At 39.8% G+C, this 24,796-nt stretch carries 19 protein-coding genes and 1 other RNA gene; 12 read left to right on the plus strand and 8 right to left on the minus strand.

Translation table 11 applies throughout. The features are described from left to right. Window position 1 precedes the first annotated feature (1 nt). From RI845_RS14520 to RI845_RS14530, 3 genes are read left to right on the plus strand one after another with little or no spacing between them, the layout of a single operon-like run. Window positions 2-1,870, plus strand: a complete 1,869-nt coding sequence (locus RI845_RS14520; protein WP_348386887.1) for a CocE/NonD family hydrolase — start codon at window positions 2-4, stop codon at window positions 1,868-1,870. 44 nt (window positions 1,871-1,914) lie between these two features. Further along, window positions 1,915-2,826: a BKACE family enzyme gene (locus RI845_RS14525; RefSeq protein WP_348386888.1), complete on the plus strand. Its 912-nt coding sequence runs from the start codon at window positions 1,915-1,917 to the stop codon at window positions 2,824-2,826. 6 nt (window positions 2,827-2,832) lie between these two features. Next, on the plus strand, window positions 2,833-3,255 hold the full coding sequence (locus tag RI845_RS14530) for an acyl-CoA thioesterase (protein ID WP_348386889.1): 423 nt from the start codon (window positions 2,833-2,835) through the stop codon (window positions 3,253-3,255). Between the two features lie 192 nt (window positions 3,256-3,447). On the opposite strand, the gene RI845_RS14535 is transcribed toward RI845_RS14530, so the two are convergent. From RI845_RS14535 to RI845_RS14570, 8 genes are all read right to left on the minus strand, one after another. Further along, window positions 3,448-5,535: a PKD domain-containing protein gene (locus tag RI845_RS14535; protein ID WP_348386890.1), complete on the minus strand. Its 2,088-nt coding sequence runs from the start codon at window positions 5,533-5,535 to the stop codon at window positions 3,448-3,450. Between the two features lie 316 nt (window positions 5,536-5,851). Continuing rightward, window positions 5,852-8,740, minus strand: coding sequence for an aminomethyl-transferring glycine dehydrogenase (gene gcvP, locus RI845_RS14540; RefSeq protein WP_348386891.1), 2,889 nt, complete (start codon window positions 8,738-8,740; stop codon window positions 5,852-5,854). A 97-nt stretch (window positions 8,741-8,837) separates the two neighbouring features. Next, entirely contained in the window at window positions 8,838-9,227 is a 390-nt protein-coding gene (gcvH, locus tag RI845_RS14545) for a glycine cleavage system protein GcvH (RefSeq protein WP_348386892.1), read from the minus strand. Between the two features lie 162 nt (window positions 9,228-9,389). After that, the gene (gene gcvT / locus RI845_RS14550) at window positions 9,390-10,478 is read right to left on the minus strand and encodes a glycine cleavage system aminomethyltransferase GcvT (RefSeq protein WP_348386893.1); all 1,089 of its coding nucleotides are present in this window, start codon (window positions 10,476-10,478) and stop codon (window positions 9,390-9,392) included. A 290-nt stretch (window positions 10,479-10,768) separates the two neighbouring features. Then, on the minus strand, window positions 10,769-12,001 hold the full coding sequence (locus RI845_RS14555; RefSeq protein ID WP_348386894.1) for an FAD-dependent monooxygenase: 1,233 nt from the start codon (window positions 11,999-12,001) through the stop codon (window positions 10,769-10,771). A gap of 88 nt (window positions 12,002-12,089) precedes the next feature. Further along, window positions 12,090-13,292, minus strand: coding sequence for a 2-octaprenyl-6-methoxyphenyl hydroxylase (gene ubiH, locus RI845_RS14560; protein WP_348386895.1), 1,203 nt, complete (start codon window positions 13,290-13,292; stop codon window positions 12,090-12,092). 167 nt (window positions 13,293-13,459) lie between these two features. After that, window positions 13,460-14,785 (minus strand): Xaa-Pro aminopeptidase, encoded by a 1,326-nt coding sequence (gene pepP / locus RI845_RS14565; protein ID WP_348386896.1) that lies wholly within the window; start codon window positions 14,783-14,785, stop codon window positions 13,460-13,462. 18 nt (window positions 14,786-14,803) lie between these two features. Further along, the gene (locus RI845_RS14570; protein ID WP_348386897.1) at window positions 14,804-15,373 is read right to left on the minus strand and encodes a UPF0149 family protein; all 570 of its coding nucleotides are present in this window, start codon (window positions 15,371-15,373) and stop codon (window positions 14,804-14,806) included. Between the two features lie 199 nt (window positions 15,374-15,572). On the opposite strand from RI845_RS14570, the gene ssrS reads away from it, so the two are divergent. The 9 genes from ssrS to RI845_RS14615 all read left to right on the plus strand — a co-directional run bounded on the left by ssrS (window position 15,573) and on the right by RI845_RS14615 (window position 24,765). Continuing rightward, a non-coding RNA gene (gene ssrS, locus RI845_RS14575) (6S RNA) lies at window positions 15,573-15,755 on the plus strand. Between the two features lie 309 nt (window positions 15,756-16,064). Then, complete coding sequence (locus RI845_RS14580; RefSeq protein ID WP_348386898.1) at window positions 16,065-16,700, plus strand: 5-formyltetrahydrofolate cyclo-ligase; 636 nt, start codon at window positions 16,065-16,067, stop codon at window positions 16,698-16,700. Window positions 16,701-16,803: 103 nt separating this feature from the next. Then, on the plus strand, window positions 16,804-17,460 hold the full coding sequence (rpiA, locus tag RI845_RS14585; protein WP_348386899.1) for a ribose-5-phosphate isomerase RpiA: 657 nt from the start codon (window positions 16,804-16,806) through the stop codon (window positions 17,458-17,460). Between the two features lie 380 nt (window positions 17,461-17,840). Next, window positions 17,841-19,070 (plus strand): phosphoglycerate dehydrogenase, encoded by a 1,230-nt coding sequence (gene serA, locus RI845_RS14590; protein ID WP_348386900.1) that lies wholly within the window; start codon window positions 17,841-17,843, stop codon window positions 19,068-19,070. Window positions 19,071-19,120: 50 nt separating this feature from the next. Beyond that, on the plus strand, window positions 19,121-19,705 hold the full coding sequence (locus RI845_RS14595) for a GNAT family N-acetyltransferase (protein ID WP_348386901.1): 585 nt from the start codon (window positions 19,121-19,123) through the stop codon (window positions 19,703-19,705). A gap of 15 nt (window positions 19,706-19,720) precedes the next feature. Further along, complete coding sequence (locus tag RI845_RS14600) at window positions 19,721-20,545, plus strand: SAM-dependent methyltransferase (RefSeq protein ID WP_348386902.1); 825 nt, start codon at window positions 19,721-19,723, stop codon at window positions 20,543-20,545. Between the two features lie 130 nt (window positions 20,546-20,675). Then, window positions 20,676-20,933, plus strand: a complete 258-nt coding sequence (locus tag RI845_RS14605; RefSeq protein WP_348386903.1) for a hypothetical protein — start codon at window positions 20,676-20,678, stop codon at window positions 20,931-20,933. Window positions 20,934-20,974: 41 nt separating this feature from the next. Next, entirely contained in the window at window positions 20,975-22,891 is a 1,917-nt protein-coding gene (locus RI845_RS14610) for a tetratricopeptide repeat-containing diguanylate cyclase (protein ID WP_348386904.1), read from the plus strand. 32 nt (window positions 22,892-22,923) lie between these two features. Continuing rightward, complete coding sequence (locus RI845_RS14615; RefSeq protein ID WP_348386905.1) at window positions 22,924-24,765, plus strand: GGDEF domain-containing protein; 1,842 nt, start codon at window positions 22,924-22,926, stop codon at window positions 24,763-24,765. The last annotated feature ends 31 nt before the right edge of the window (window positions 24,766-24,796 follow it).

Raw genomic sequence — 24,796 nt, forward strand, 5'->3', positions numbered from 1 at the left:
AATGTATTTTTTTAAAACAGACTTTAAAAGGTACTTAAAAAATAGCCATATAATTATTGTCGCTTTAACTTTGTTCGTGCATTTTGCCAGTCACTCAGCACCACTTAAAAGCCAAATGGTTAAAATGAGTGATGGCGTGCACTTATCTACCGATATTTATTTTAGTGGCAAGATAGATAAAGCAAGGCCAACGATTTTAATCAGAACCGTTTACAATAAAAACAATACTTATAATTGGAACCCCGTTTGGCAAGCATTGGTTGAACAAGACTATGCGGTAGTTATTCAAGATATTCGTGGCCGTTTTGAGTCTGAAGGTATTTATAACATTGCAAAAGGTCGACGCAAAGATGGCGTTGAAACGCTCGATTGGATAATAAAACAACCTTGGTCTAACGGTAAAGTGGGCCTTAGTGGCTGTTCATATTTAGGAGAAGCGCAAGTCGTACTTGAGGCAACCAACCACCCTGCCCTTATAGTCGGACAACCGCAGTCAGCAGCATCAGGGTATTATCGCCCAGGTCGTGCTTGGCAATCCTTCAGTGGCGGAGCCTTTGAATTAGGTCAAACTGCAGGCTGGTTTGCAAGTAACGGCACAAAAGTATTTTACGGGCCAAATTTAACCGGCGCTGAACGCAGTGAATGGTTTAATCAAAAAGAGGCTAACGAATATAAAATGAGCCCCGATTTTGACTTTAATAAATACCTAGAAAATATCAAAGCCTTACCAACTATTAATTTACTTAGTTTAAGTGGTGCTGCTCCCAGTGATTATAGTATTTGGCGAGATAATGCACCGGACGGCGAGTACTTTCACACACTCGACCTAGTCAATCAAAATGATAGCGTATCGGTTCCTAACCTGTTCTTTGATACCTGGTACGATTACGGTGCCAGAGAAACCTTAATGATGGCCGAACAATTTAGACAAACAGCGAAAACTAAAATAGCGCAGCAACACCAATACGTGATTATAGGCCCAGGAACTCATTGTAACTTTCCTCAAAAGCCGTCAGAGCTAAGCGCAGGCGAGCGTCCTTTAACAAATACAGAGTTGAATTATAAGCAGTTGCAAATAAGTTGGTTCAATAAATGGCTAAAGGAAGAGCGCAACGAAATAACCAAAAGGCCATTTCTGACTTACTATGTATTGGGTGAAAATAAATGGCGCTATGCTGACCAATGGCCATTGAAGAATACTCAATATACAAATTGGTATTTAGACAATAACAAAGGCGCTAACTCTATTGCTGGAGATGGTAAGTTATCCCTTAATAAACCGGCTTCCCTTAAAAGTGATAGCTTTATTTATGATCCTAGTGATCCTGTACCATCACTTGGTGGCCATACGTGCTGTACAGGCTCTGATACTGAGGCTGGAGGTTATGATCAAAGTAGTATTGAACAAAGAGATGATATTTTAGTTTACACCTCGGATAAATTAACTTCGGGTATTGAAGTAACAGGTTTATTAAAGGCTAAGTTATTTGTAAGCTCTTCAGCTAAAGATACAGACTTCACAGTGAAAATCATTGACGTTTACCCTGATGGTAAAGCCTACAATGTACAAGAAGGTGCTTTGCGTATGCGTTATAGAGACTCTCTTAAAGATGAATCGTTTATGGTTGAAGGAAAAGTTTACCCAATAGAAGTAGATCTTAATGCCACAAGTAATTATTTTGCACCGGGGCATAAAATTAGAATAGAAATTAGCAGCTCAAATTTCCCACGTATAGAACGAAACTTAAATACTGGCGAGCCTAACCATTTAGGCACAACATTTATAAAAGCAAATAATACTATTTTTCTTGGTGCAGAATATGCGTCTCATATTGAATTACCCGTAATACCCAGAAATCATTCAGATTAAGTGATACGATAACTTATTAGTTGTTACCCCAAGGAAACTATTTTTTGAATTATTCTGAAAACACGCTGAACCGCTCGGTCATTTTAACCTGTGCGGTTACTGGCTCTGGAAATTCAGCCGATAAAACCCCACACCTTCCAATAACACCTAAACAGATAGCAGATGCATCTATTGAGGCTGCTAAAGCGGGCGCTGCAATTGCACATATACATGTGCGTGACCCAAAAACAGGTGCAGCATCGAGAGACTCGGCACTCTACCGTGAAGTGGTTGATCGCATTCGTAGCAGTGATACTGATGTGATCATTAACTTAACGACAGGAATGGGCGGAGACCTATATCTTGGCCCTGGAGACAATCCGCTGAATTTTACTGATGATACAGACTGCGTAGGTCAAATAGAACGTATTGTTCATGTTGAAGAATTATTACCCGAAATATGTTCTCTCGATTGTGGTTCTTTTAATTGTGCACCAGATAATTATGTGTATGTCTCGAGTGCAGAAATGCTAAAAGTTGGCGCTCAACGTTTACAACAATTGGGGGTAAAACCTGAATTAGAAGTTTTTGAATTAGGCCATATTTGGTTTGCTAAACAATTATTAAAACAGGGCTTACTTGATGCGCCGCCATTATTTCAAATTTGCTTAAATGTTCCTTGGGCAGCTCAAGCAACAACCCGTAATTTTCAAGCTATGGTCGATAATATTCCAAACGGCGCTAATTGGGGTGGCTTTGCGCTAAGCCGTTTTCAAATGCCAATGGTTGCACAATCGGCTTTGCTAGGTGGTAACGTTAGGGTTGGCTTGGAAGATAACATTTTCCTAGAAAAGGGAGTACTAGCTACAAACGCCCAACTGGTAGATCGTGCTAGAACTATTCTTGATTTAATGGGGACTAGCTTGCAAACGCCAGCCGAGGCCCGTGAAACTCTACAACTTAAAAAGCAGCGGTAACTAAAAATGAACAATAAAGGCCTAATGGTTTACAAAGGCGTAGTACATCCAGAGCTTTGTGATGTGATGGGACATATGACAACGCGTCACTACGTTACTATGTTTGATGACGCCTCTTATCACTTTTTATATAGCTTATTTGGTTGGAGTGGTGAACATGCAAAAACACTTAATCGTGGTTGGGCTGATGTTAAGCATGTGATCGAATACCAGGATGAAGTGGCCGCTGGTGAGTTATTAGAAATACAAGCCAACTTAACTAAGCTGGGTACCAAATCTATAACCGTAACTTATACGATGCTTAACATAGGCAAGAATAAAGCGCAGGTAGCTACTTTAGAAAGTACTAGCGTATATTTTGATACGCTAAACCGCAAAGCTGTCCCTTTAACGAGTGAAATGAAAATAGCTGCAGGACCATATATTTAAGATTTATTTCGGCGAAGAAATTCTATACTTAAGCCAGTTAAGCGTCCTGGATAGACGTTATACAATAGTTACTCAACACCAACTATATTCAGGCGCATTAACAAGAATTTAAACTAACCGACTTATTTTCCACAATAAAAAGCCGGTGCTTTATAAATAAACACCGGCTAGCAGCAACATCTTAATTTTCTATCAGAGGCTAACTTCTACTTCAGCAGAGCAGCTACCTCCACCTGTTTCACATACTTGATATGTATAGGTACCACTTGACATATTAGTCGCAACATCTTTATATGCACCGTCATTAGGTGTTGTGGCAACTACACTGCCATTACGAAGAATGTCAACATTGCTACCAATGGCATTACTCCATGTTAGGTTAACGGTGAGGCGTCCTTTTCTATTTAACGAAGCAGAAGCAATACTGATGCTTAAGTCACCACCACTGGCTTCTGTTACAGTGACTGACTGATTCGTACTTGCGCTGTCACCATCATCGTCAGTAACAGTTAAATCGACATTGTACGATCCTGCGGTTGTATAAGTATGACTTGGACTCTCAGTATTAGCACTGTTGCCATCACCGAAGTTCCAGCTGTAACTAACAATGCTGCCATCGCTGTCTGAACTTGTATTGCTAAAGTCGGCAGTTAAATTATTGGTGCTAACTGTGAATGCTGCTGTAGGGGCTTGGTTAACTGGTGGTTGCCCTCCGCCAACAGTTAATACTACATCATCAAATTCAACGCTACCTTGCGAGGCAACTAGATAGTTAAACAACTGCCATACCCCCGCATCAGCTGTAAATGTATGGGTGTATTGCTGCCACTGTGTTGTAACATCAAACGTTGTAATTTGGTAATCATAAGGGCTGCCATCTTCGGTTTTATGTGTCCAGAGTTCTTGGCCTTGAAAGTGGGTTTCAACCTTAGCCTGAGCGCCTGCTGCTGTACCTCGAATTTGGGCCGTTAGCGTATACGTTTCACCGCCTTGGGTTGCACCTCGTAATAGATCACCGGTTGCATCAGTAGCTTGGTGAACAGCGCGAGGTTGACTGTCAGCAGTTAATCGTAAGTAGTAATTGCCATCTGCCGCTCCAGACGGATCGTATACACGTTCTACACCTGGGTCGTCATAATAACGCCAGCCATAACTTCCAAAGGGTGCAACGTCTTCAAAACTTCCATTAGCAACATTGCCGTCATCGGTGAAGGCATTGGCTATATCATTACTATTTTGAATCGACCAAGCAGCATTTAGTGAGGCTATGTGTTCAGCTAACATATGTGCTTGACCACTGTGATCCCACATAGAGCCGTGGTATTGCTCCCACATCCAAGGGAATAACATTACCGATAGATTGCCACCAACTTCATCCACCACTTCATGACTATAATTTGCCGGCTCGTTTAAATTCCAGCCATAAGCATTCATTAAAACAATATGTGGGGAATCACCATATACGGTACGTAAATCAGCGATCACATCTTTATAACGATTTTTAATTTCTACCTTACCAGCGCCAACATCGTTAGCTCCAGCATTGACCACAATCACGTGCGGGTCAAAACCACTGCGATAATTTAGATCTTGATCGATGTAATTTTCAGAAAATATGAAAGATCGTACGTCGTTATCACCACCTTGTCCCGCTTTATCAAGCGTTGCGCCACCTACCGCTTGTAGGTTCATTTCAGCATTTAACATGCGAGAAACCATGGCAGGGTATGCATAATATCCACCGGAATCGCCATTGTCTTGTTCGCTGTAGTTAGAGGTGCCATCCATATTTGAGTCGCCCAAAAACTCTATACGAAGAGCAGGTCTTGCAGGCGGCGTTAGTAAACTTCCGTCAATGATGACGCCATAAATTGTGCTAGCAGATTTATAAGAGTATGTGGTTTCTTTAAATAGCTCAATCGTATGATCGCCTAGCGGTAAGTTATTAGCCAATGTATAGGTCGCACGACCAGGTTCCATCTCGATTCGATTAGGACTAGCGACCCCGTCTATTATCACTCTATATTGTTCTTTCCATTGTGTACCGTAGGGACTGCGCGTGCCTGCGTCAATATCCACGCTCGCGCTGGTGCCGTTAAAACTAAATACAAGCTTTGAACCGTGCCAAGTTACTTTAGGAGTAGAAGGGTTGTCAAAATTCCAACGACCGGTATATTGAAGATTAGTATTTGCAGGATCAATAGTTGCAGCCTGGCTTAATAAACTGACGCAACACAGGATCGCAAAGAATGCACTTTGCCCTATCTTTTTTATTTTCATAGTATGCCTTTATAATTGTAATTATTTTATGCCGCCATACTGCTTGTTTTTGGCGAATGTAATGAGCTGTTCTCATTAATCATACAAATACCATGTGGTTATTTTTTGAACAACCGATATCCGGCTAAATTAAGGCTTTTTAGGGTGATATTTTTTCACTATCTGTTGAGTATTTTTTAACGGTCTAAGGGCAAGAGAATAGATTGGCTTGCAGCGCCAAATAAAGTACATAAAAAAAGACCTGAAGCTTACACTCCAAGTCTTTTATTTAAACTGTCAACCTATCTAAATACGAGGGACTTTTAGTATTTACATACTAGTCTTCGTAAGTCGATACCGCAGGACATGAACAAATCAAGTTACGATCGCCGTATACGTCATCGATACGGTTAACCGTTGGCCAGAACTTGTTCGCCGCTGCCGCTGCAACAGGGAATACCGCTTCTTGAATTGAGTAACCTCGATCCCAGTTAGCATCTGTAATATCAGCTAACGTATGTGGTGCGTTATGTAGCGGGTTGTCTTCAAGTGTCCACTCACCGTTTTCTACTTTTGCGATTTCGTTGCGAATGCTGGTCATTGCTTCAACAAAACGGTCAAGTTCAACTTTTGCTTCTGACTCAGTTGGCTCAATCATTAATGTACCCGCTACCGGGAATGACATTGTTGGTGCATGGAAACCGTAATCCATTAAACGCTTCGCTACATCCATTTCAGTAATGCCTGAAGCTTCTTTAAGTGGACGTAAATCAACAATACACTCATGCGCTACGCGACCATTGTTACCCGTATATAAAATAGGGAAATGTTCGCTTAACTTGTGCGCTAGGTAGTTAGCGTTAGTGATTGCGTATTTAGTAGAATCAGTAACACCTTGTTTGCCCAGCATGGCAACATACATGTAAGAAATACATAAAATACCAGCAGAGCCAAATGGTGCTGCCGAAACCGCGCCATTACCTTTGGTTGATTCATCAACCGTCACTAATGCGTGATCAGGTAAGAAAGGCGCAAGGTGTGCTTTAACACCAATAGGACCCATACCTGGACCACCACCACCGTGTGGAATAGCAAAGGTTTTGTGTAAGTTTAAGTGCGATACATCTGCGCCGATGAAACCAGGAGAAGTAATACCAACCTGAGCATTCATGTTAGCGCCATCAAGGTATACTTGACCGCCATTGTCGTGAATGATTTCACAGATTTCTTTAATAGTTGCTTCGTAAATACCGTGTGTCGATGGGTAAGTGATCATGATACAAGCAAGGTTTTCAGAATGCTCTTCTGCTTTTGCTTTTAAATCATCCATGTCAACGTTACCGTCTTTATCACAAGCAGTAACTACGATTTTCATACCAACCATTTGTGCAGAGGCAGGGTTAGTACCGTGCGCAGATGATGGGATCAAACAAATGTTACGGTGACTGTCGCCGCGGCTTTCATGGTATTTATGAATAGCGATTAAGCCAGCATACTCACCTTGAGCACCAGAATTTGGTTGCATAGAGATGTTATCGTAACCGGTAAGTTCAACTAACCAATCACCTAACTCGTCAATCATATGCTTGTAACCTTGCGCCTGATCAATTGGTGCAAATGGGTGCATATTAGCAAATTCAGGCCATGACACTGGGATCATCTGCGCTGTCGCATTAAGTTTCATCGTACATGAACCAAGAGAGATCATTGAATGGTTAAGCGCTAAATCTTTGTTTTCAAGCTTTTTGATGTAACGTAACATCTCAGTTTCGCTGTGGTACGAGTTAAATACCGGATGCGTTAAAATTGCAGACTCACGTACAAGGGATGCTGGAATTGAAGAATGACCACATGACAAGATATCAGCATCTAATTGTGCAACATCTAAACCATGGCCTTCACCAAGTAAGATATCAAATAAGCTAGCAATACCTTCACGAGTCGTAGTTTCATCTAAAGAAACACTTACCTGACCTTCTACGTCAGTTCGTAAGTTAACGCCATTAGCTAAAGCGCGAGCAACAATTTCGTCTTTGTTACTAACATTGAATGTTAACGTATCAAAGTAGTTGGCATGAACAGCTGTTAAGCCTTTTTGCGCCGTACCTAAACATAAAATATCAGCAAAACGGTGAATACGCTCAGCAATTACTTTTAAGCCTTTTGGTCCATGGTAAATCGCGTAAAACGCGGCCATGTTGGCTAATAATACTTGTGCGGTACAAATGTTTGAGTTGGCTTTTTCGCGGCGAATGTGTTGCTCACGAGTTTGCATAGCCATACGCAATGCGTCTTTACCGCGTGTATCTTTAGAAACACCAATAATACGACCTGGTAATGAACGTTTGTACTTGTCACTTGTTGTGAAGAATGCAGCGTGTGGTCCGCCGTAGCCCATTGGAACACCAAAGCGTTGGCTTGAACCAATGACTACATCAGCGCCCAGTTCGCCTGGAGCTTTTAAAAGTACCAATGACATAATGTCAGCAGCAACCGCTACAATACCTTTGTTGGCATGTACCGCTTCAATCAGTGGCGTAATGTCTGATACTTCACCAGATGCTGTTGGGTATTGTAATAACGCACCAAATACATTGTGGTTAACCACATCTTCAGCAGGGCCAAATACAAGATCAAAACCAAACATTTCTGCACGTTGCTTAACCACGTCAATAGTTTGTGGGTAAACACTGTCAGCAATAAAGAATAAGTTTGATTTTTTGTTTTTAGATACACGTTTGGCTAACGCCATAGCTTCTGCAGCTGCGGTACCTTCATCAAGTAGTGATGCCGATGCCAAGTCTAACCCAGTTAAGTCTAAACACATTTGTTGGTAGTTTAATAAAGACTCTAAACGACCTTGAGCAATTTCTGGTTGGTATGGCGTATATGCCGTGTACCAGCCTGGATTTTCAAGCACGTTGCGTAAAATAACGTTTGGTGTATGAGTTGGGTAATATCCTAAACCAATGTTTGATTGGTTTACTACGTTAAGGCTGGCAACCGCTTTTAAATCGCTTAAAGCTTTAACTTCAGTTTTGCTTTCACCAATAGCTGGTAATTGAGATAAACGAATATTGGTCGGGACAATTTCATCGATTAAGGCATCAACAGAATCAGCACCAATGTCATTTAACATTGCTTTTGTTTGTTCACTGTTCGGGCCAATATGGCGACGAATGAAATCTTGAGTTTGTTCTAACTGAGATAAAGTTTGAGTAGACATAACATCACTTACTTAAAAATTTGAAAAATATTTACATTCAATAAAACAATAAACCCCGAGTAATACTCAGGGTTTATAAGCTATTAATTAATATGACTTATTCGTCATCAATAGAATTGGCATAACCTTCAGCATCAAGTAATGCGTCAAGTTCAGCAGCGTCATCTAATTTAACTTTGAATAACCAACCGTCACCGAATGCGTCAGAGTTAACTAACTCAGGTGAATCTTCAAGGTCTTCGTTTACTTCAATAATTTCACCAGAAACAGGAGCGTAAATATCTGAAGCTGCTTTAACAGACTCAGCTACGGCTACGTCGTCACCAGTTGCTACTTCATCGCCAACATCTGGTAATTCTACAAATACCATGTCGCCTAAAAGACCTTGTGCGTGCTCAGTAATACCTACAGTAACAGTACCGTCACCTTCGTTACGTACCCACTCGTGAGAAGTTGCATATTTTAACTCAGAAGGAATGTTGCTCATTTTTTTGTTTCCTAATAATTTTAAATTTAAATCTGTTAATAAAACTGAAATTGTTTACTCAAATAAACTGTTGGCATTTCGCCAAGCTGCTTATATTCTAGCCAAACAATTTCATTTTGGAATTAGTTTTCTACTATTTACGCTAATATTTTTAAAAGGATATTAAAATACTTTTTTACCGTTTCTAACAAAGCTTGGTCTAATAACCTTTACATCAACCAATTTCTTACGCATTTCCACTTGTACAGTTTCTTCTAACTTAACCGCACGAGGTACTCTTGCCATTGCAATTGAGTGGCCTAACGTTGGTGAAAACGTACCTGAAGTAATAACGCCTTCGCCATGTTCAGTAATCACTTTTAAACCTGTACGCAATACACCTTTCGCTTCCATCACTAAACCAACAAGTTTGTGTTGATCGCCTGCGGCGCGTTGTGCAGCTAGTACGTCACGGCCAATAAAGTTACGATTTTCATCATCCCAAGCAATTGTCCAAGCCATGTTAGCAGCAAGTGGTGATACAGTTTCATCCATATCTAAACCGTAAAGGTTCATGCCAGCTTCTAAACGTAATGTGTCACGAGCACCTAAACCACATGGTGCTACGCCAGCGTCAACAAGCTGTTGCCAGAAGTCAGCAGCCATATCGGCAGGTAACGCAATTTCGTAACCGTTTTCGCCAGTGTAACCAGTAGTAGCAATAAATAAATCGCCAGCCTGTACACTAAAGAATGGTTTCATACCATCAACTGCAGCAGTTTGCTCAGCAGTTAAAAGAGTAGCAACTTTTGCTTTTGCCTGTGGGCCTTGAATAGCAATCATGGCAAATTCAGGACGTTCAGTAATAGTTACTGAATAACCTTCTGCTTGTTTGTTGATCCAAGCTAAGTCTTTCTCACGAGTTGCCGAGTTAACAACTAAACGGTATTCAGTGTCGCTGTAGAAGTAAACGATCAAATCATCAATTACGCCACCTTCTTCATTACACATACCAGTGTAAAGCGCTTTACCAGCAACCTCTAACTTTGCCACATCGTTAATCACTAAACGACGTAAGAAAGGTTTTGCATCACTACCTTGTATATCAACAATAGTCATGTGAGATACATCAAACATACCTGCATCGGTGCGAACTGCATGATGCTCTTCGATTTGAGAGCCATAGTTAATTGGCATTTCCCAGCCATAGAAATCAACCATTTTTGCGCCGCACTCTAGGTGTTTAGCGTGTAATACCGTTTTATTAGTCATTATGTTTTCACTTTTTAACTTGGGTTAGTTCAGGTTATGTTGCCCAAAGCTAACGCTTTGCCGAATTAGTAAGCAAAAAAGCGGCTAATTCGATACGAAAATTTGCCGCAGATTATACGCCGGAGTTTAGTTGCGATCAATTCAAAATAGTCATATTTAAAACAATAAACCGTCAATTTGATTCATTCAGCATTTAATTCTAAAACCAACTAACAATCCGAATTTAATTTCGCATGGTGAAATTTTTAAATCAATAATATTAAGACGTGTAAGTTTTTTATAACCCTAGGTTATAAAAGCGGATCTTTAACTTTTGACAGTTCTGGTAAGTTTGTTGTTTGCCCCATGGCTTGTTTGATCAACAACTGTTTAAGTGGTGAGATATTATTTAGTACTGACATACCGATGCCACGAATAAATTTGGGCAAAACCTGTTGCAGACTAAAGCCTTGTTTAATCGACTCCATTGCCGCGATCATCTCTGTCGCGTCACTCTTGCGCCAACGGCTAAAGTGACCAAGTAATTTATTATCGTTCAGCTCTTTACCATCGTTTAAAGTACTAACAATGGTTTGTGCCAATGCAGACGCATCAACCAAGCCTAGGTTAACACCCTGCCCGGCAAGTGGATGAATGGTATGCGCGGCATCGCCAATAAGTATCACTCGGTCTTTAACAAATTCTCGTGCAATTCGCATGGTTAATGGAAAGCTTACTCGTTCGCTTTGCAAGCTTACCTGACCAAGTTTGCCATCACTTGCTGCGGTAATTTCTTTATTAAAATCTTCTGCAGAAAGCGCTTTTACTCGCATCGCTTCAGCCGGAGGTAGTGACCACACTATTGAACAGGTGTTTTGCTGATAAAGCGGTAAAAACGCTAGCGGACCAGTATCTAAAAATACTTGCCACGCAGTTTTTTGATGGCCTTGGCTACAATCAACACTTGCTACAACCGCATGATGATCATAATCACGAAAGGTCATCGCCATATCAAGTTGCTTACGTACCCATGAATTAGCTCCGTCAGCACCAATCACCAGTTTAGCAATAATAGGTGTATGCTCGCTAAAGCTTAAAAACACTTCGCTTTCGCCAGTACCAATACTGGTGAGTGTTTGTTTGATCAAGGTGATATTGTCATGTTGTTCTACTGCCTGATAAAGCGCATTTCGAATGACATCATTTTCAATAATGGTGCCAAGGCAATCATCATTATTGGCCGAGTTGGGTAAATCACTAAGGTCGAAATCTAAATGACCAAAACCGTCTTTATCCCATACATGCATATTAGTATAGGCTTGACTGCGAACACTGGTGATTGCGTCCCACACACCTAAGTTAGTAAATAGTTGCTTACTTGCATCGTTAATAGCACTAACCCTTAAATGCGGAGCATCACCAATAGGGTTTAATGGCATGTTGTCGATAATGGCTACTTTTAATGGTGTTTGTTTACAAATAGCAAGCGCTGCGGTTAACCCTACCATGCCACCACCAACAATAACGATATCGTAACTTTGCATTTATTATTCTTTCCTACGTGTTTATGACTTTTTTCCTGAGTTCATTTCAGGAACTGCTCTTCGTTTCTAGTTTCTAGTCTCTAGTCTCTTAACGAGTATGCCCCATGGTCTTCTCAGCCAGTGCTTTTTTCAATGGCGCAATATAATTCAACACTTTCAAACCAATGCCGCGGCCCACCACTAGCGGAAAATGTTTATTCGAAAACAAATGCACTAACGAATCAGTTAAGGCAATCACCTGGCCATGATCCTCGCTCCTGTTATCAGCATAATGCCGCAAATATTTAAGCTTACCAATATCAGCATTATCACTTAGTGCCTGCGCTATTGTTTGTGTCATTTGCTTAACGTCGCGCATACCTAGGTTAAACCCTTGGCCGGCAATGGGGTGTAAGGTATGTGATGCATTGCCAATAAGCGCCATGCGGTGATGAATCTGCTCATCCGCTTGAATAAGTTTTAATGGAAAACTAAAACGTTTACCTACTTGGGTAAAACTGCCAAGCCAATGGCCAAAGGCATGTTCTAGTTGTTGTGCAAATTCATCATCTGACAACGCCATAAGAGGGGCGACTTGCTCCGGTGTTACCGTCCACACTAATGAACATCGGCCATCGGTCATCGGCAACATTGCTAGCGGCCCATACTCGGTAAATCGCTCAAACGCCCTGCTATTATGTGCTTTGCTTGGGCTAACATTGGCAATAATTGCCACTTGTTGATAATCAAACTCTTGGGATGAAATTTTCGCCTGCTGGCGACATACTGATTGTCCACCATCGCAGCCAAGTAATAATTCAGCGCTAAGCGAATGACCATCGGCTAAATCAACGGTCACATCACTTTTTTGCCAATTAATATTGGTAATGCTCTGCCCTTCGATAAAATGCACGTTGCTACATTGCTTTAATGGCGTTATTAAACAATTGCCAATGGCTTGCATTTCACTGACAAAACCTAATGCTGACACATTATAATCAATTGCATTAATGCGGGCCTTACCGTAATAACCACGATCCGATATATGAATATCAGCAATCGCCATCGCATCGGGCTTTAATGTTTGCCAAACGCCAAGCTCTTGCAAGTAAGTGGCAGTGCCATGTGACAAGGCAATCACTCTGGCATCATAACTTTTTGGTAAGTTATCGTTAATTGCAAACGCTTCAACAACGGCAATCGACAACTTACTGCCATCGGCTTTGTTCAGCTTTGACAAAGCTAACGCCATACTTGCACCAGCAAGGCCAGCACCAGATATGATTACGTCGTAATGTGTTGCTGTTGTCATTAATTAACCTTTATAAAAATAGTTACGAGATGCTAGAACCGAGAAACGAACAGAAGATCCTGAAACGAGTTCAGGAAATGGAGCAAGTGTAGATTCAATTAACATTACCAATACCCGCTCTTCGTTTCTAGTATCTATTAATCTCGTTTCTCGTCACTGCTCTGCTCTTAACCTTTCATCACAGCTTCAATGTCGCTAATGGTTTTAGGTGCATTAATCGTTAAGTTTTCATAGCCATCTTTGGTCACTAAAATATTGTCCTCGATACGAACACCTAACCCTTGCCACTTGTCGTCAACAGAAGCTTCAGCATCTATATATAAACCAGGTTCAATGGTCATTACCATGCCAGGTTCAAAGCTGCGTATTTGTTTGCGTTCTTCGTTCATCTGATAATCACCAACATCGTGCACATCTAAACCAAGCCAGTGGCCTAAGCCATGAATAAAGTATTTTTTACAGGCTGTTTCTTCTACAAGCGTGTCTAAATCACCCTCTAATAAACCAAGCTCTAATAACCCTTCAGTAAGAACAACATTAACAATGTCATTAAGCTGTGCAAAATTAGCGCCGGGTTTTATTGCTTCAATGGCAGCGATTTGCGACTTTAATACTAAATTATAAAGCGCAGCTTGTTCTTCATTAAACTTACCATTTACCGGAAACGTACGGGTAATATCGGCGGCGTAACCTGCCAGTTCAGCACCAGCATCAATTAATAATAAGTCATCATCAATTAAAACTTCATCATTATCGGTGTAATGCAAAATAGTTGCGTTTTCACCGCCGCCAACAATAGAACCATAAGCAGCAGTACGAGCACCATTTGAGGCAAACTCGTGCAGTATTTCAGCTTCAACCTGGTATTCAAACACGCCTTGTTTGGTAAATTCCATCGCGCGTTTGTGGGCATTACCCGAAATTATATTCGCTTCACGCATTACTTGAATTTCGGCGTCAGATTTTATTAAGCGCATTTCATGAATGGTTTCACGAATATCAATAATGGTATTTGGCGCAGTTAAACCTTGTTTAACCCCGCCGCGTAAAACGTCTAAACATGCAAATACTAAGCGATCAAATTCATCTTGCGCGCCTTGGGCAAACAATAATGTTTGCTTGGCATTAATGTACATCGGTAGAACCTGCTCTAGCTCATCCAAGGTATAGGTTAAATCAAAATTGTAATCCGTTTGGGCTTTTTCAGCGCCAACTCTACGGCCATGCCATACTTCTTGCTCAGGATCTTTATCACGGCAAAACAACACTGATTCAAATTCATCACCTTTAACTAATACCAATAAAGCATCAGGCTCATGAAAACCAGTTAGGTAATAAAAGTCTTTGTCTTGGCAAAATAAAAACTCTGTATCACGGGAACGAGTTACTTCTTTATTTGCAGGAATTAATGCCACTGAATTGTCAGGCATTTGGGCAAGGAGTTTTTCGCGGCGTGCTACAAATTCGCTCACGTCAATTTTGGTATGTTTCATAATAAATATTGTATTCGATTAATGTATTGTGTTTGCTGTGTTATTTGCGTCAGGCTTGGCACCTAATTCGGCAAAACATAATAATGCAGAGATGCGCACATATTCTAAAATTTCATAATAGGCATTTTCAGTTTCTTCATCTTCTTCTAATTCAGTTGAAAGATTAGCAATATCGGAGAAGTCATTAATAATTTCAGCGACATCTTCAGAAAATTTTGATTTGTCTTTTTGCTGTAAACCAAAACCCAAGTTGAAGCCTTGTACCCACAAGCTAAGCGCCGGGCCACGTTCATCCATAGCTTCATCGTCATCAGGTAATAACAACTGAAAACTAAAGTTGTCATCTAGCACTGCTTGCCAAATATCACCGTACAGTTGCTTTAGTAAGTCTTTCAGGTTTTTACCTAAGCCTTCACCATTATTGAAAAAGTCACTCACCAACGACAGGTAGCTGTCATCTTCAAAGTCAAAACCAGAACTAATAATACCGGTTAATAAACCATGGATCTCAGAGGCACTACCTTGAAAATTTTCGCCACCGAGGGCTGCTTGCACGCTAGCAAAACTTAAAGACGATTGTTCACTCATTTACTTATATTCACTGTATAAAATTATCTTGTAATCCTAACACTCAAAGCACAATTCGACCAGTTTTTATAGTAGAAGTGTTCATTAATTTAGCGGTAAGTGTTTATTATTTAACATATGTTTGATCAGCGATAAGTTATTCAAAAAATTTATACATTTTAATACAATTATCCTTACTAACTGGGTTATAATTAATTTATGTTCCCTGGGGTGTTCGGTTATTAACTATGTCCCTGAGCCGATAAGTTTTACCTAAGGGGGTCTATCGGTTGCTATTGAGCAGGCCCAACTTGTTTGGGAAGCCTACGGTAATTGTGCGATCTCCGCCTTGAACACACGGTTGTTCAAGGGCTGACGTTGGTAACGGCATTTTGGGGAACTGTCCTTTTCTTTTCATATTTCCTGTTTGTTAAATAAATCCTTGAACACACCCTCATATAATTGCGTCAAGAACTAAAGTTGATAACGGCACTTAAGCAACATCAGGGGAACTATCCTTTTCTTTTTTCACATTTCTTATTTGTTCAAAAGAACTTTGAACACACCCTCATATAATTGCGTCGAGAACTAAAGTTGATAACGGCACTTAAGCAACATCTGGGGAACTGTCCTTTTCTTTTTATTGTTTTTTGATCTTATCTAGCATTTAATTTAAATTAAGTTCAATACCAATAGCGACTATTTGTTCATTATGAACTCAAATGAAACCACAACATTGAAGACTTCCTCTACACGAGCACAAATTCGCGTTGATATTCGGGCGCTTCGTCAACAACTCACACAACCTGAACAGCAATATGCAAGCTCAGCCATTAGCGAAAAACTAGCTAAGCACTCACACATTATTAAAGCCAATAGCATTGCGGTATACCTTGCCAATGATGGTGAGTTAGATTTGGTTGATTTTATTGATTGGTGCTGGCAACAAAACAAGCAAGTTTACTTGCCGGTAATACATCCGTTTTGTAAGGGCCATTTGTTGTTTTTGCATTATCAGCCTACAACCAAGTTAGTAAGCAATAAATATGGCATTTTTGAACCTAAGTTAAATGTAGCTAATGTGCTGCCGGTAAATCAATTGGATGTGTTAATAACGCCACTGGTAGCATTTGACAACCAAGGTGATCGCATTGGTATGGGCGGTGGTTTTTATGATAGAACGTTAGCCAACTGGCACCATCAAACTAAGCGACAAACAAGGCTGCAACAGCTTGAAGCAAAACAGATAAAGCCTTTCCCTATCGGCGTAGCCCATCACTGTCAAAAAATAGCGAAAGTACCAGTTGAACCTTGGGACATCCGTTTACCAGAAATTTTAACGCCTTAAATCACAGCTATTTTCTAAATTAAATATTTAACCGCAACACATACAAGGTTATAATCTGTGCAATCAATATCTATATACATACAAACACCGAACAGGACTGATAATGACCCAAGATGAAATGAAAAAAGCCGCTGCAATAAAAGCATTAGAATTTGTTGAGCAAGACAGCATCGTTGGTGTGGGCACAGGCTCAACGGTAAATCATTTTATCGACGCTTTAGCCACAATAAAACACACGATAGTTGGCGCAGTATCAAGTTCAGAAGCATCTACCGAGCGATTAAAAGGCTACGGCATTGAAGTGTTCGACTTAAACTCGGTTGACGATTTATCGGTATATGTAGACGGCGCAGATGAAATTACCGAGCACATGCATATGATCAAAGGCGGCGGTGCAGCCCTAACCCGTGAGAAAATTGTTGCAGCTGTTGCTAAAAAATTCGTTTGTATTTGTGATGAAAGCAAACAAGTTGGCGTATTAGGCAATTTTCCATTACCGGTTGAAGTTATTCCAATGGCGCGCAGCTACGTTGCACGTGAATTAGTAAAACTTGGTGGCGACCCAGTCTACCGAGAAGGTGTTATTACCGATAACGGTAATGTCATTTTAGATGTGTATAACATGCAAATTTTAAATCCGGTAGAAATGGAAACTAAAATTAATGCCTTAGTTGGCGTAGTAACCAATGGTTTATTTGCTGATCGCGGTGCAGATGTATTGGTACTTGGTACGCCTAATGGCAGCAAGGTGATTAGTTAACCTAAGCTAAGTAAGCACCTTAATAAAAATAAAGGCAGTTTTACTGCCTTTATTTTTAACGGTAAATTAATCGTATAAAGCATCCCCCACCTAGCCTTCACCGAATAATATTCTAAACATACCTAATACACAGTATTAAAGTCACCTTGGATAAAAATTTCCGATTTAAATAAAAACCAGAAAAAACACAACTTTGCTCTGTTATAAAATAGAGTAAAATGCACTAAAATAGTTCTTTCGAGTTTTAACTCTATATGTTAGTTTATAACCTCATTCAGATATCTAGCCATCTAAAACCGTTAGATTTTACCAACCCAATTTGTTATTTAATATGCATGCTGAATAATATTCAGTGGCAGTACATAAAGAGTTAATCAGCTATGACCAGAAAATCTTTGCACAAAGACAAAATTAAAATCCTTCTTCTTGAAGGCGTACACCAATCAGCTTTAGAAGTACTAAAGACGAACGGTTATAGCAACATTGAATACGTAAAAAGCGCATTGGATGATGAAGAGCTGAAAGAAAAAATTAAAGACGTACACTTTATTGGTATTCGCTCACGCACCCAGTTAACTGACGATGTAATCGCTTGTGCTAACAAACTAGCCGCTATTGGCTGTTTTTGTATTGGTACTAACCAAGTAAATATTGAAGCTGCGCAAATTCGCGGTATTCCAGTATTTAACGCACCGTTTTCAAATACTCGTTCAGTGGCAGAATTAGTATTAGGCGAAACGTTGTTATTACTGCGTGGTATTCCAGAAAAAAGCGCCCTTGCCCATAGAGGTGTTTGGCAAAAATCTGCGGTTGGCTCTGTTGAAGCTCGTGGTAAAACCTTAGGTATTATTGGTTACGGTCACATTGGTACACAGTTAGGTATTTTAGCCGAGCATGTTGGCATGCGCGTTAAGTTTTACGACATTGAAACCAAACTTCCACTTGGTAACGCCAGCCAAGTAGATAGCATGACCGAATTATTAAACATTGCCGATGTTATTACCTTACACGTGCCAGAAACTGCTTCTACACAAAATATGATGGGTGTTGCAGAGTTTGATGCGATGAAACAAGGCGCCATATTTATTAATGCCGCGCGCGGTACTGTGGTTGACATTGATGCACTGGCCGAAGCGCTTGAGTCGAAAAAACTGGGCGGCGCGGCAATTGATGTATTCCCGGTAGAGCCGGGTTCAAATGATGAAGAGTTTGTTTCTCCACTGCGCGCCTTTGATAATGTTATTTTAACGCCGCACATTGGTGGGAGCACCAAAGAAGCACAAGAAAACATTGGCCGTGAAGTATCAGGTAAAATTGTTAAGTACTCAGACAATGGCTCAACGTTATCTGCGGTTAACTTCCCGGAAGTATCACTGCCAGCTCATACTGACCGTTCACGTTTGTTCCATATACATCACAACCAACCGGGTGTATTAACGCAAATTAACCAAGCGTTTGCCGAGCGTGACATCAACATTGCCGCGCAGTATTTACAAACTGACGATAAAATTGGTTACGTAGTTATCGATGTTGAATCACATTATTCTGAAACCGCATTAAAAGAATTAAAAGCGATTGATGGCACAATTCGCGCACGTTTAATTCACTAGTTGATTTATGACTTAGTAAAGATTAATTTAGGTAATATAAACAAACTTGAATGAATCAAATGCCAGAACAAGCTAAAGCCGACTGTAGTATTAATGCCACAGTCGGTTTTTTAATTAACACTACCAAGCTAACCATGTTACCGCTTTCAGCGGCAGACAAAACGCTATACCAACAACTGTATTGCAACGCTGAAGTGTGCAAGCATATTGGCGGCGTAATAAGTGCTGAACAGGCACAAGTAAGTTTTGAACGCAGCATCAAACAAAACCGAACTGGTAAACGTTTAACTTGGGTGATTAGGGATAAATACAGTCATCAACGTTTAGGTATTTGTGCCTGTGTTTGGCCAAAAGAGCCAGCTAAACAAAACCATGATAATAACAGCCCCACCATAAATACTGACAATACGGCTGAATTAGGATTACTACTGTTACCACAGTTTTGCGGTAACGGCATTGCGGTAGATGTGCTAAATGCGTTAACCACGTATGGTTTGTCTACATTACAGTTACAGCAGTTAACGTTACATTGTGGCGCGGAAAATATTGCCATGCAAAAAGTGATGGGCAAATTAAATGCTACCTATACAAGTAATAATGATTTAACGTATTGGACACTAGAGTCAATTAAATAAAAAACAAAACTAACCATGACCAACCATTCTACATTTAAAAAAGGCTCACTGGTGTGTGTCAGTACCGGTATGCAACTCGGCGCGCATATTAGCCCAATCAGCCAAAGCCATATTGAAAACGCCGACATTGTGTTTGCAGTAATGAGCGACGGCATAATGCAAAAGTGGGTAGAAGGAATGAACCCCAATGTATTTAATATGCAGCAGTTTTATCAAAAGGGTAAACCGCGCTCCGACACATACGAAGATATGATGCAGGCAATGCTAAGCGAGATGCGCAAAGGTAAAAACGTGGTTGGCGCCTTTTATGGCCATGCTGGTGTATTTGTTACGCCTTCACACAAAGCGATTGCCATTGCCAAAGCCGAAGGCTATTACGCCCATATGGAGCCTGGTATTTCAGCCGAAGATTGTTTATTTGCCGATTGTGGCATAAACCCTGGCGCGTTAGGTTGTGCAAACTATGAAGCCACACAACTGGTGTTTTATAAGCGCGCAATTGATGCCAGCGCTTATTTAATTTTATGGCAAGCCAATATTGTAGGCGATCGAACCTTAATTAAACGCGCCACCAATAAAAAATACCGACAATTGCTGGTTGATGTATTAAGCGATTATTACCCGCTTGAGCATGAAGTTATTTTATATGAAGCGCCAACACTAGCCATTGATAAACCCAGAGTGGAGTCGATAACGCTTGGCGACTTTGTTACTGCGCCATTAAAACCCCATACAACTTTGGTATTGCCACCATCTAAGCCCCTGCGCCGTAATGATGAAATTTTTGAAAGATATGAACAACTTGAAGCAAATGTTGCGCACCTTGTATTAGTGAAATAAAAGATTAATAATGAAGTGTGTGCAAGTTAATATTCATTGAATTTGGATTATTGCAGTTATCTATACACACAAAGATAGTAAAACCTTAACGACAAAAATTTAACAAAAACAACCGTATACAAGGACTTTTATGAAAAACGTAATTAAACTATTAGCCCAATTAGGGGCAGATGCCAATTTAAATGCCCATGCAGATTTAGATCAACAGGCTCGTATTAGTGCGATGATGAATGAATTAAATATTGACAAAGAGCAACAACAAGCCATTTTAGCCGGCGATGTTAGCGCCCTAAACAAGCTGCTTGATATTTGCCCTGACATTGTTTGTGATGTTAATCGACCGGATGAAGATGATGATGATGAAGAGCGGAAAATTAGCTTTGGTTAATTTTCACCTATGTTTTTAGCATTAAACATTAATACTGCTTTATGAGTATTGTTCGTCTAACCAATAAACAAGGCACTTGTCGGTTCACAAGTGCCTATTTTTTATGCTTCACTATTATGTTGTTATTGACTTTGTTACCAGTGAGCAGTTTTTCCGCGGAAAACCAAACGGTATCACCAAACAAAAACCTAGAACAAAGCAACTTACCGTTAAGTTTTGCCGACATTGATGCATTATTGGCACAAGCGCTTGAGATAAAAAGCTCAAACAAAAAAGAATCAGCACGCATCATCAAAAAATTAGCGGCAATAGAGCCACAGTTAAGTTATCGTCAACAAGGCGAGTTAACCTATTTAACCGCTTATAACGCTTATTTAACCGGTGATAGACATAAAGCTGTGGCGCTACATAAAGTCATGCAAGACTCAAAGTTACTTCTACATAGAGTTAGAGCAAGCAGTACCTTGTTAAACCTGTATTTAATTGAGCAAAATTATATTATGGGGGGAAAGTTAATTCCGCTACTGCTGGAAGAGACTGAAAAGGTAACTGATGCGAATTTAAAGGGTGATGTATTTGAAGTGGTTGCCTACTATTATACCGAATTAAATCAACCTGAAATTGCCCTTACATATTTAAGCTTGGTAAATACCGAGAGCTATTTACCCCGCGATTATTGTTATTATTATAATCGTAATAGTGCGGCAAAATTGCAACTTTATGGCTATTTAGCGGAGCAAAGCTTTATTAATAACGGTACTAAGGTATGTGAGCAAGCCGGCGAATTCCTCTCGGCGAATATTCTTATTAGTGAAATTGCACTGCACTTAATTGACCAACAAGAATACCAACTTGCACTTGATATATTATTGCCTAAATTAAGCAAAGCTGAAGCGATAAATTACAACAACTTATCACTTAATTTTTATAGCTATATTGCCACAGCGTATTTTCATTTAAATGATTTTGACCAGGCACTGCTGTTTGCCAATAAAGCTGAAAATATCAACATGCCAATAAAATATCACAAATCCTTCGCTTATTTGTATGCCACCTTATCTGATCTGCATTTTGAGCTTGGTAATAATGACAAGGCACTGGAGTATTTATACGTTTACCAAGATAAATTAGCGGTGGCATTAGATGTTGAGCAGCAAAGGCAATTAGCTCGAGCACAAGCAGATCATTATGCTTACGGGAAATATAGGGTAAGAGATAAACTTATTAAAGAAACCGATCAAGCCGAAGCCAAGTACAAAGCCGCCTTCGGTATCATGATGGGTTACATCAATAAGTTTGAAAATGGTCGAATATTGTTCGCCGTGCAAGTTTTTATCATAACTATATTATGTTGCAGCATTTTAGGGCTTCGCCATTTTCAAATAACTGCTAATGAAAAAAACCGCCTTGACCCGTTAACCAAATTATTTAATCGCCAGCGCTTTGTAGATTTAGCCGCAAACACTGTTTACCTACATAAAAAGTGGACTAGTACGTTAACGTTATTAGTAATAAATATTGATAACTTTAGAGGTTTTAACCAACAACACGGCTGTGAAAAAGGCGATGAATTACTAAAACTTATTGGTCAAATTCTACATAATTACGCGTTTAGAGTTGAAGATGTCGCCCGCTCTGGTGCCGATGAGTTTAGTTTACTGTTGCAAACTACTGATGCCCAGGAAGGGATAGAAGTTGCTAAACAAATTCAAATGGAGATAGCTCAGCTTAGTGATGAACTGAAGTTAAAAGATGACATTGTAAACGTCAGTATTGGTATTAGTGACACAGTTTTGAGTGAATCTTCATTAAAATATTTATTGTGCGACAGTTCAAGAGCATTGCGTGAAGCGAAAAAAAATGGTGGCAATAAAATATTCTGCTTTGACCGTACAATGACCGATCGTGAAAAATATAAAATTGAAGATGATGGCTTAAAGTACATTTTTGAAAAATGATGATATTAACGAAACAATGGATAAACATTAAGATGATTAAGCTAAGCTGTTTTTTACTTAAACGGTTTACCCAGTACCTAAAAACAGTATTGGCGCTTATGCTTGTCCTGACATTGAGTGTGCAGGCCAATAACGATGTAATCGACCTTAAAAAACTGCCTACAGATGAGTTAATTAAGCAAGGGTTAGCGGTAAAAAGCTACGATTCAAAATTAAGTCGACGTATTCTAGAGCGACTAACAGCTCGCACAAGAACGATGGACGGTTTGCAACTCAATCAGTACAAATATTTACTCGCCTATGAACAAATTTTGATGGGTAATTACCAACAAGCAATTAACTATAGTAAGTCAAACACAAATTCCAGATACATTAAATACAAGCTTGCAGCACTCAATAACATAATGTTTTTAAATGTCCTTCTTGGCCAATATTTAGAGGCATCAGAAGTAATAAAGCCTATCTTAATTGCATTAAAAAGGTTTGAGCCTGAACAGGAAACAACGGTAAACACTTATACTACCTTAGCGTATTTTTATAATGAATTAGACCAACCACAGCAGGCATTAAACTACATAGAGCATATATTAACTGCTGACAATATGCAGCTAACCGAAAGACAACAATGCTTTTTAGGTATGCAGCACATTTATGCATTACAAGGGTTAAATGAACTATCGACTAATGACCCGTACATCAGTCGATATTACAATTTATGTAAAACCATTAACGAACAACTTCTGGTTGAGGAAATTGCTGCAACCCAGGCTTTTCTACTACTTAAAAACCAACAACCACAGCAGGCTATAGAGCTGCTGTTAGCCAACTATGAAAGCATGGCTGCGCAAAAATACCCGCCAAATTACCTACGCTTTAATAGTTATTTAGCGAAAGCTCACTTTCAACTAAATAACCTAAGCAAGGCCAGTGAATTTGCCGACAAAGCGTTATCTATTAGCTTTGAAAACCAACTTCACCCGGCATTTTTGATTGCCTATGAAGTAAACTTTAATTTGGCCAAGCATAATAAAAATAAACAAGCTGAATTTAACACGTTGCGCAACAAAGTAAATTTACAGCATAAATTGGCGCTAAAAGCCAAAGAAAAAGCGCTAGCGTTGTCTGGTTTGGCGTACGACTTAGACGAGTTAGAAAGAGAACTTATAGGTTACTCATTAAGGATAAATAGCCACTTAAAAGAAGAGGAAATTAAATTAGAACACAATACTATATTTTCCCATTTTTTAATCAGTAACCGGATAATACAATTAATATTGTTTGGCTTTATTTTCTTTTTAACAAAATCAGTGATCGCCAATGTTAAACTGAAGAAACAGATAGTTGCCGACTTGATTATTGATAAAATGACCGATTGTTTACACCGTCATGCGTTTTTAGAGCAGGCACAGCAAGCGTTAGACAATGCCCCGCGAAAAGGCCCGCCCTTTAGTTTAGTGATCATGAATATTGATAACTTGCGAGATGTAAACGAAAACCAAGGAAACGACAGAGCTGACCGGTTAATAAAACTGGTACTTAGCAAGCACATTTTTGATCCGCAAACTTTAGTCGGTCGCTTGGGCGGTGATGAATTTGTATTTTTACTTAAAGACTGCTCAGCAAATCAAGCGATAGAGATATGCGAAGAATACCGCATACAAACAAACTTTTTAGATACTAAACCGATTTGTTATCAATTTGATGTAACCACCAGATTTGGGGTGAGTGATACACACATTAGTGGCTTTAATATCATGAATTTATTAATTGATACCGAGCAAGCAGTAACCCAAGCAACAGATGAATGTAAAAACTGCACTTGCTGCTTTGAAGGTGTTGCAATGCAGGAACTTAGTGAACCTCAGGTCAGGTAGTTGTCATTAGTTATCGTGTTGTAGAGGTGTT

Source organism: Thalassotalea nanhaiensis (genome assembly GCF_031583575.1).
Taxonomy (GTDB): Bacteria; Pseudomonadota; Gammaproteobacteria; order Enterobacterales; family Alteromonadaceae; genus Thalassotalea_A; species Thalassotalea_A nanhaiensis.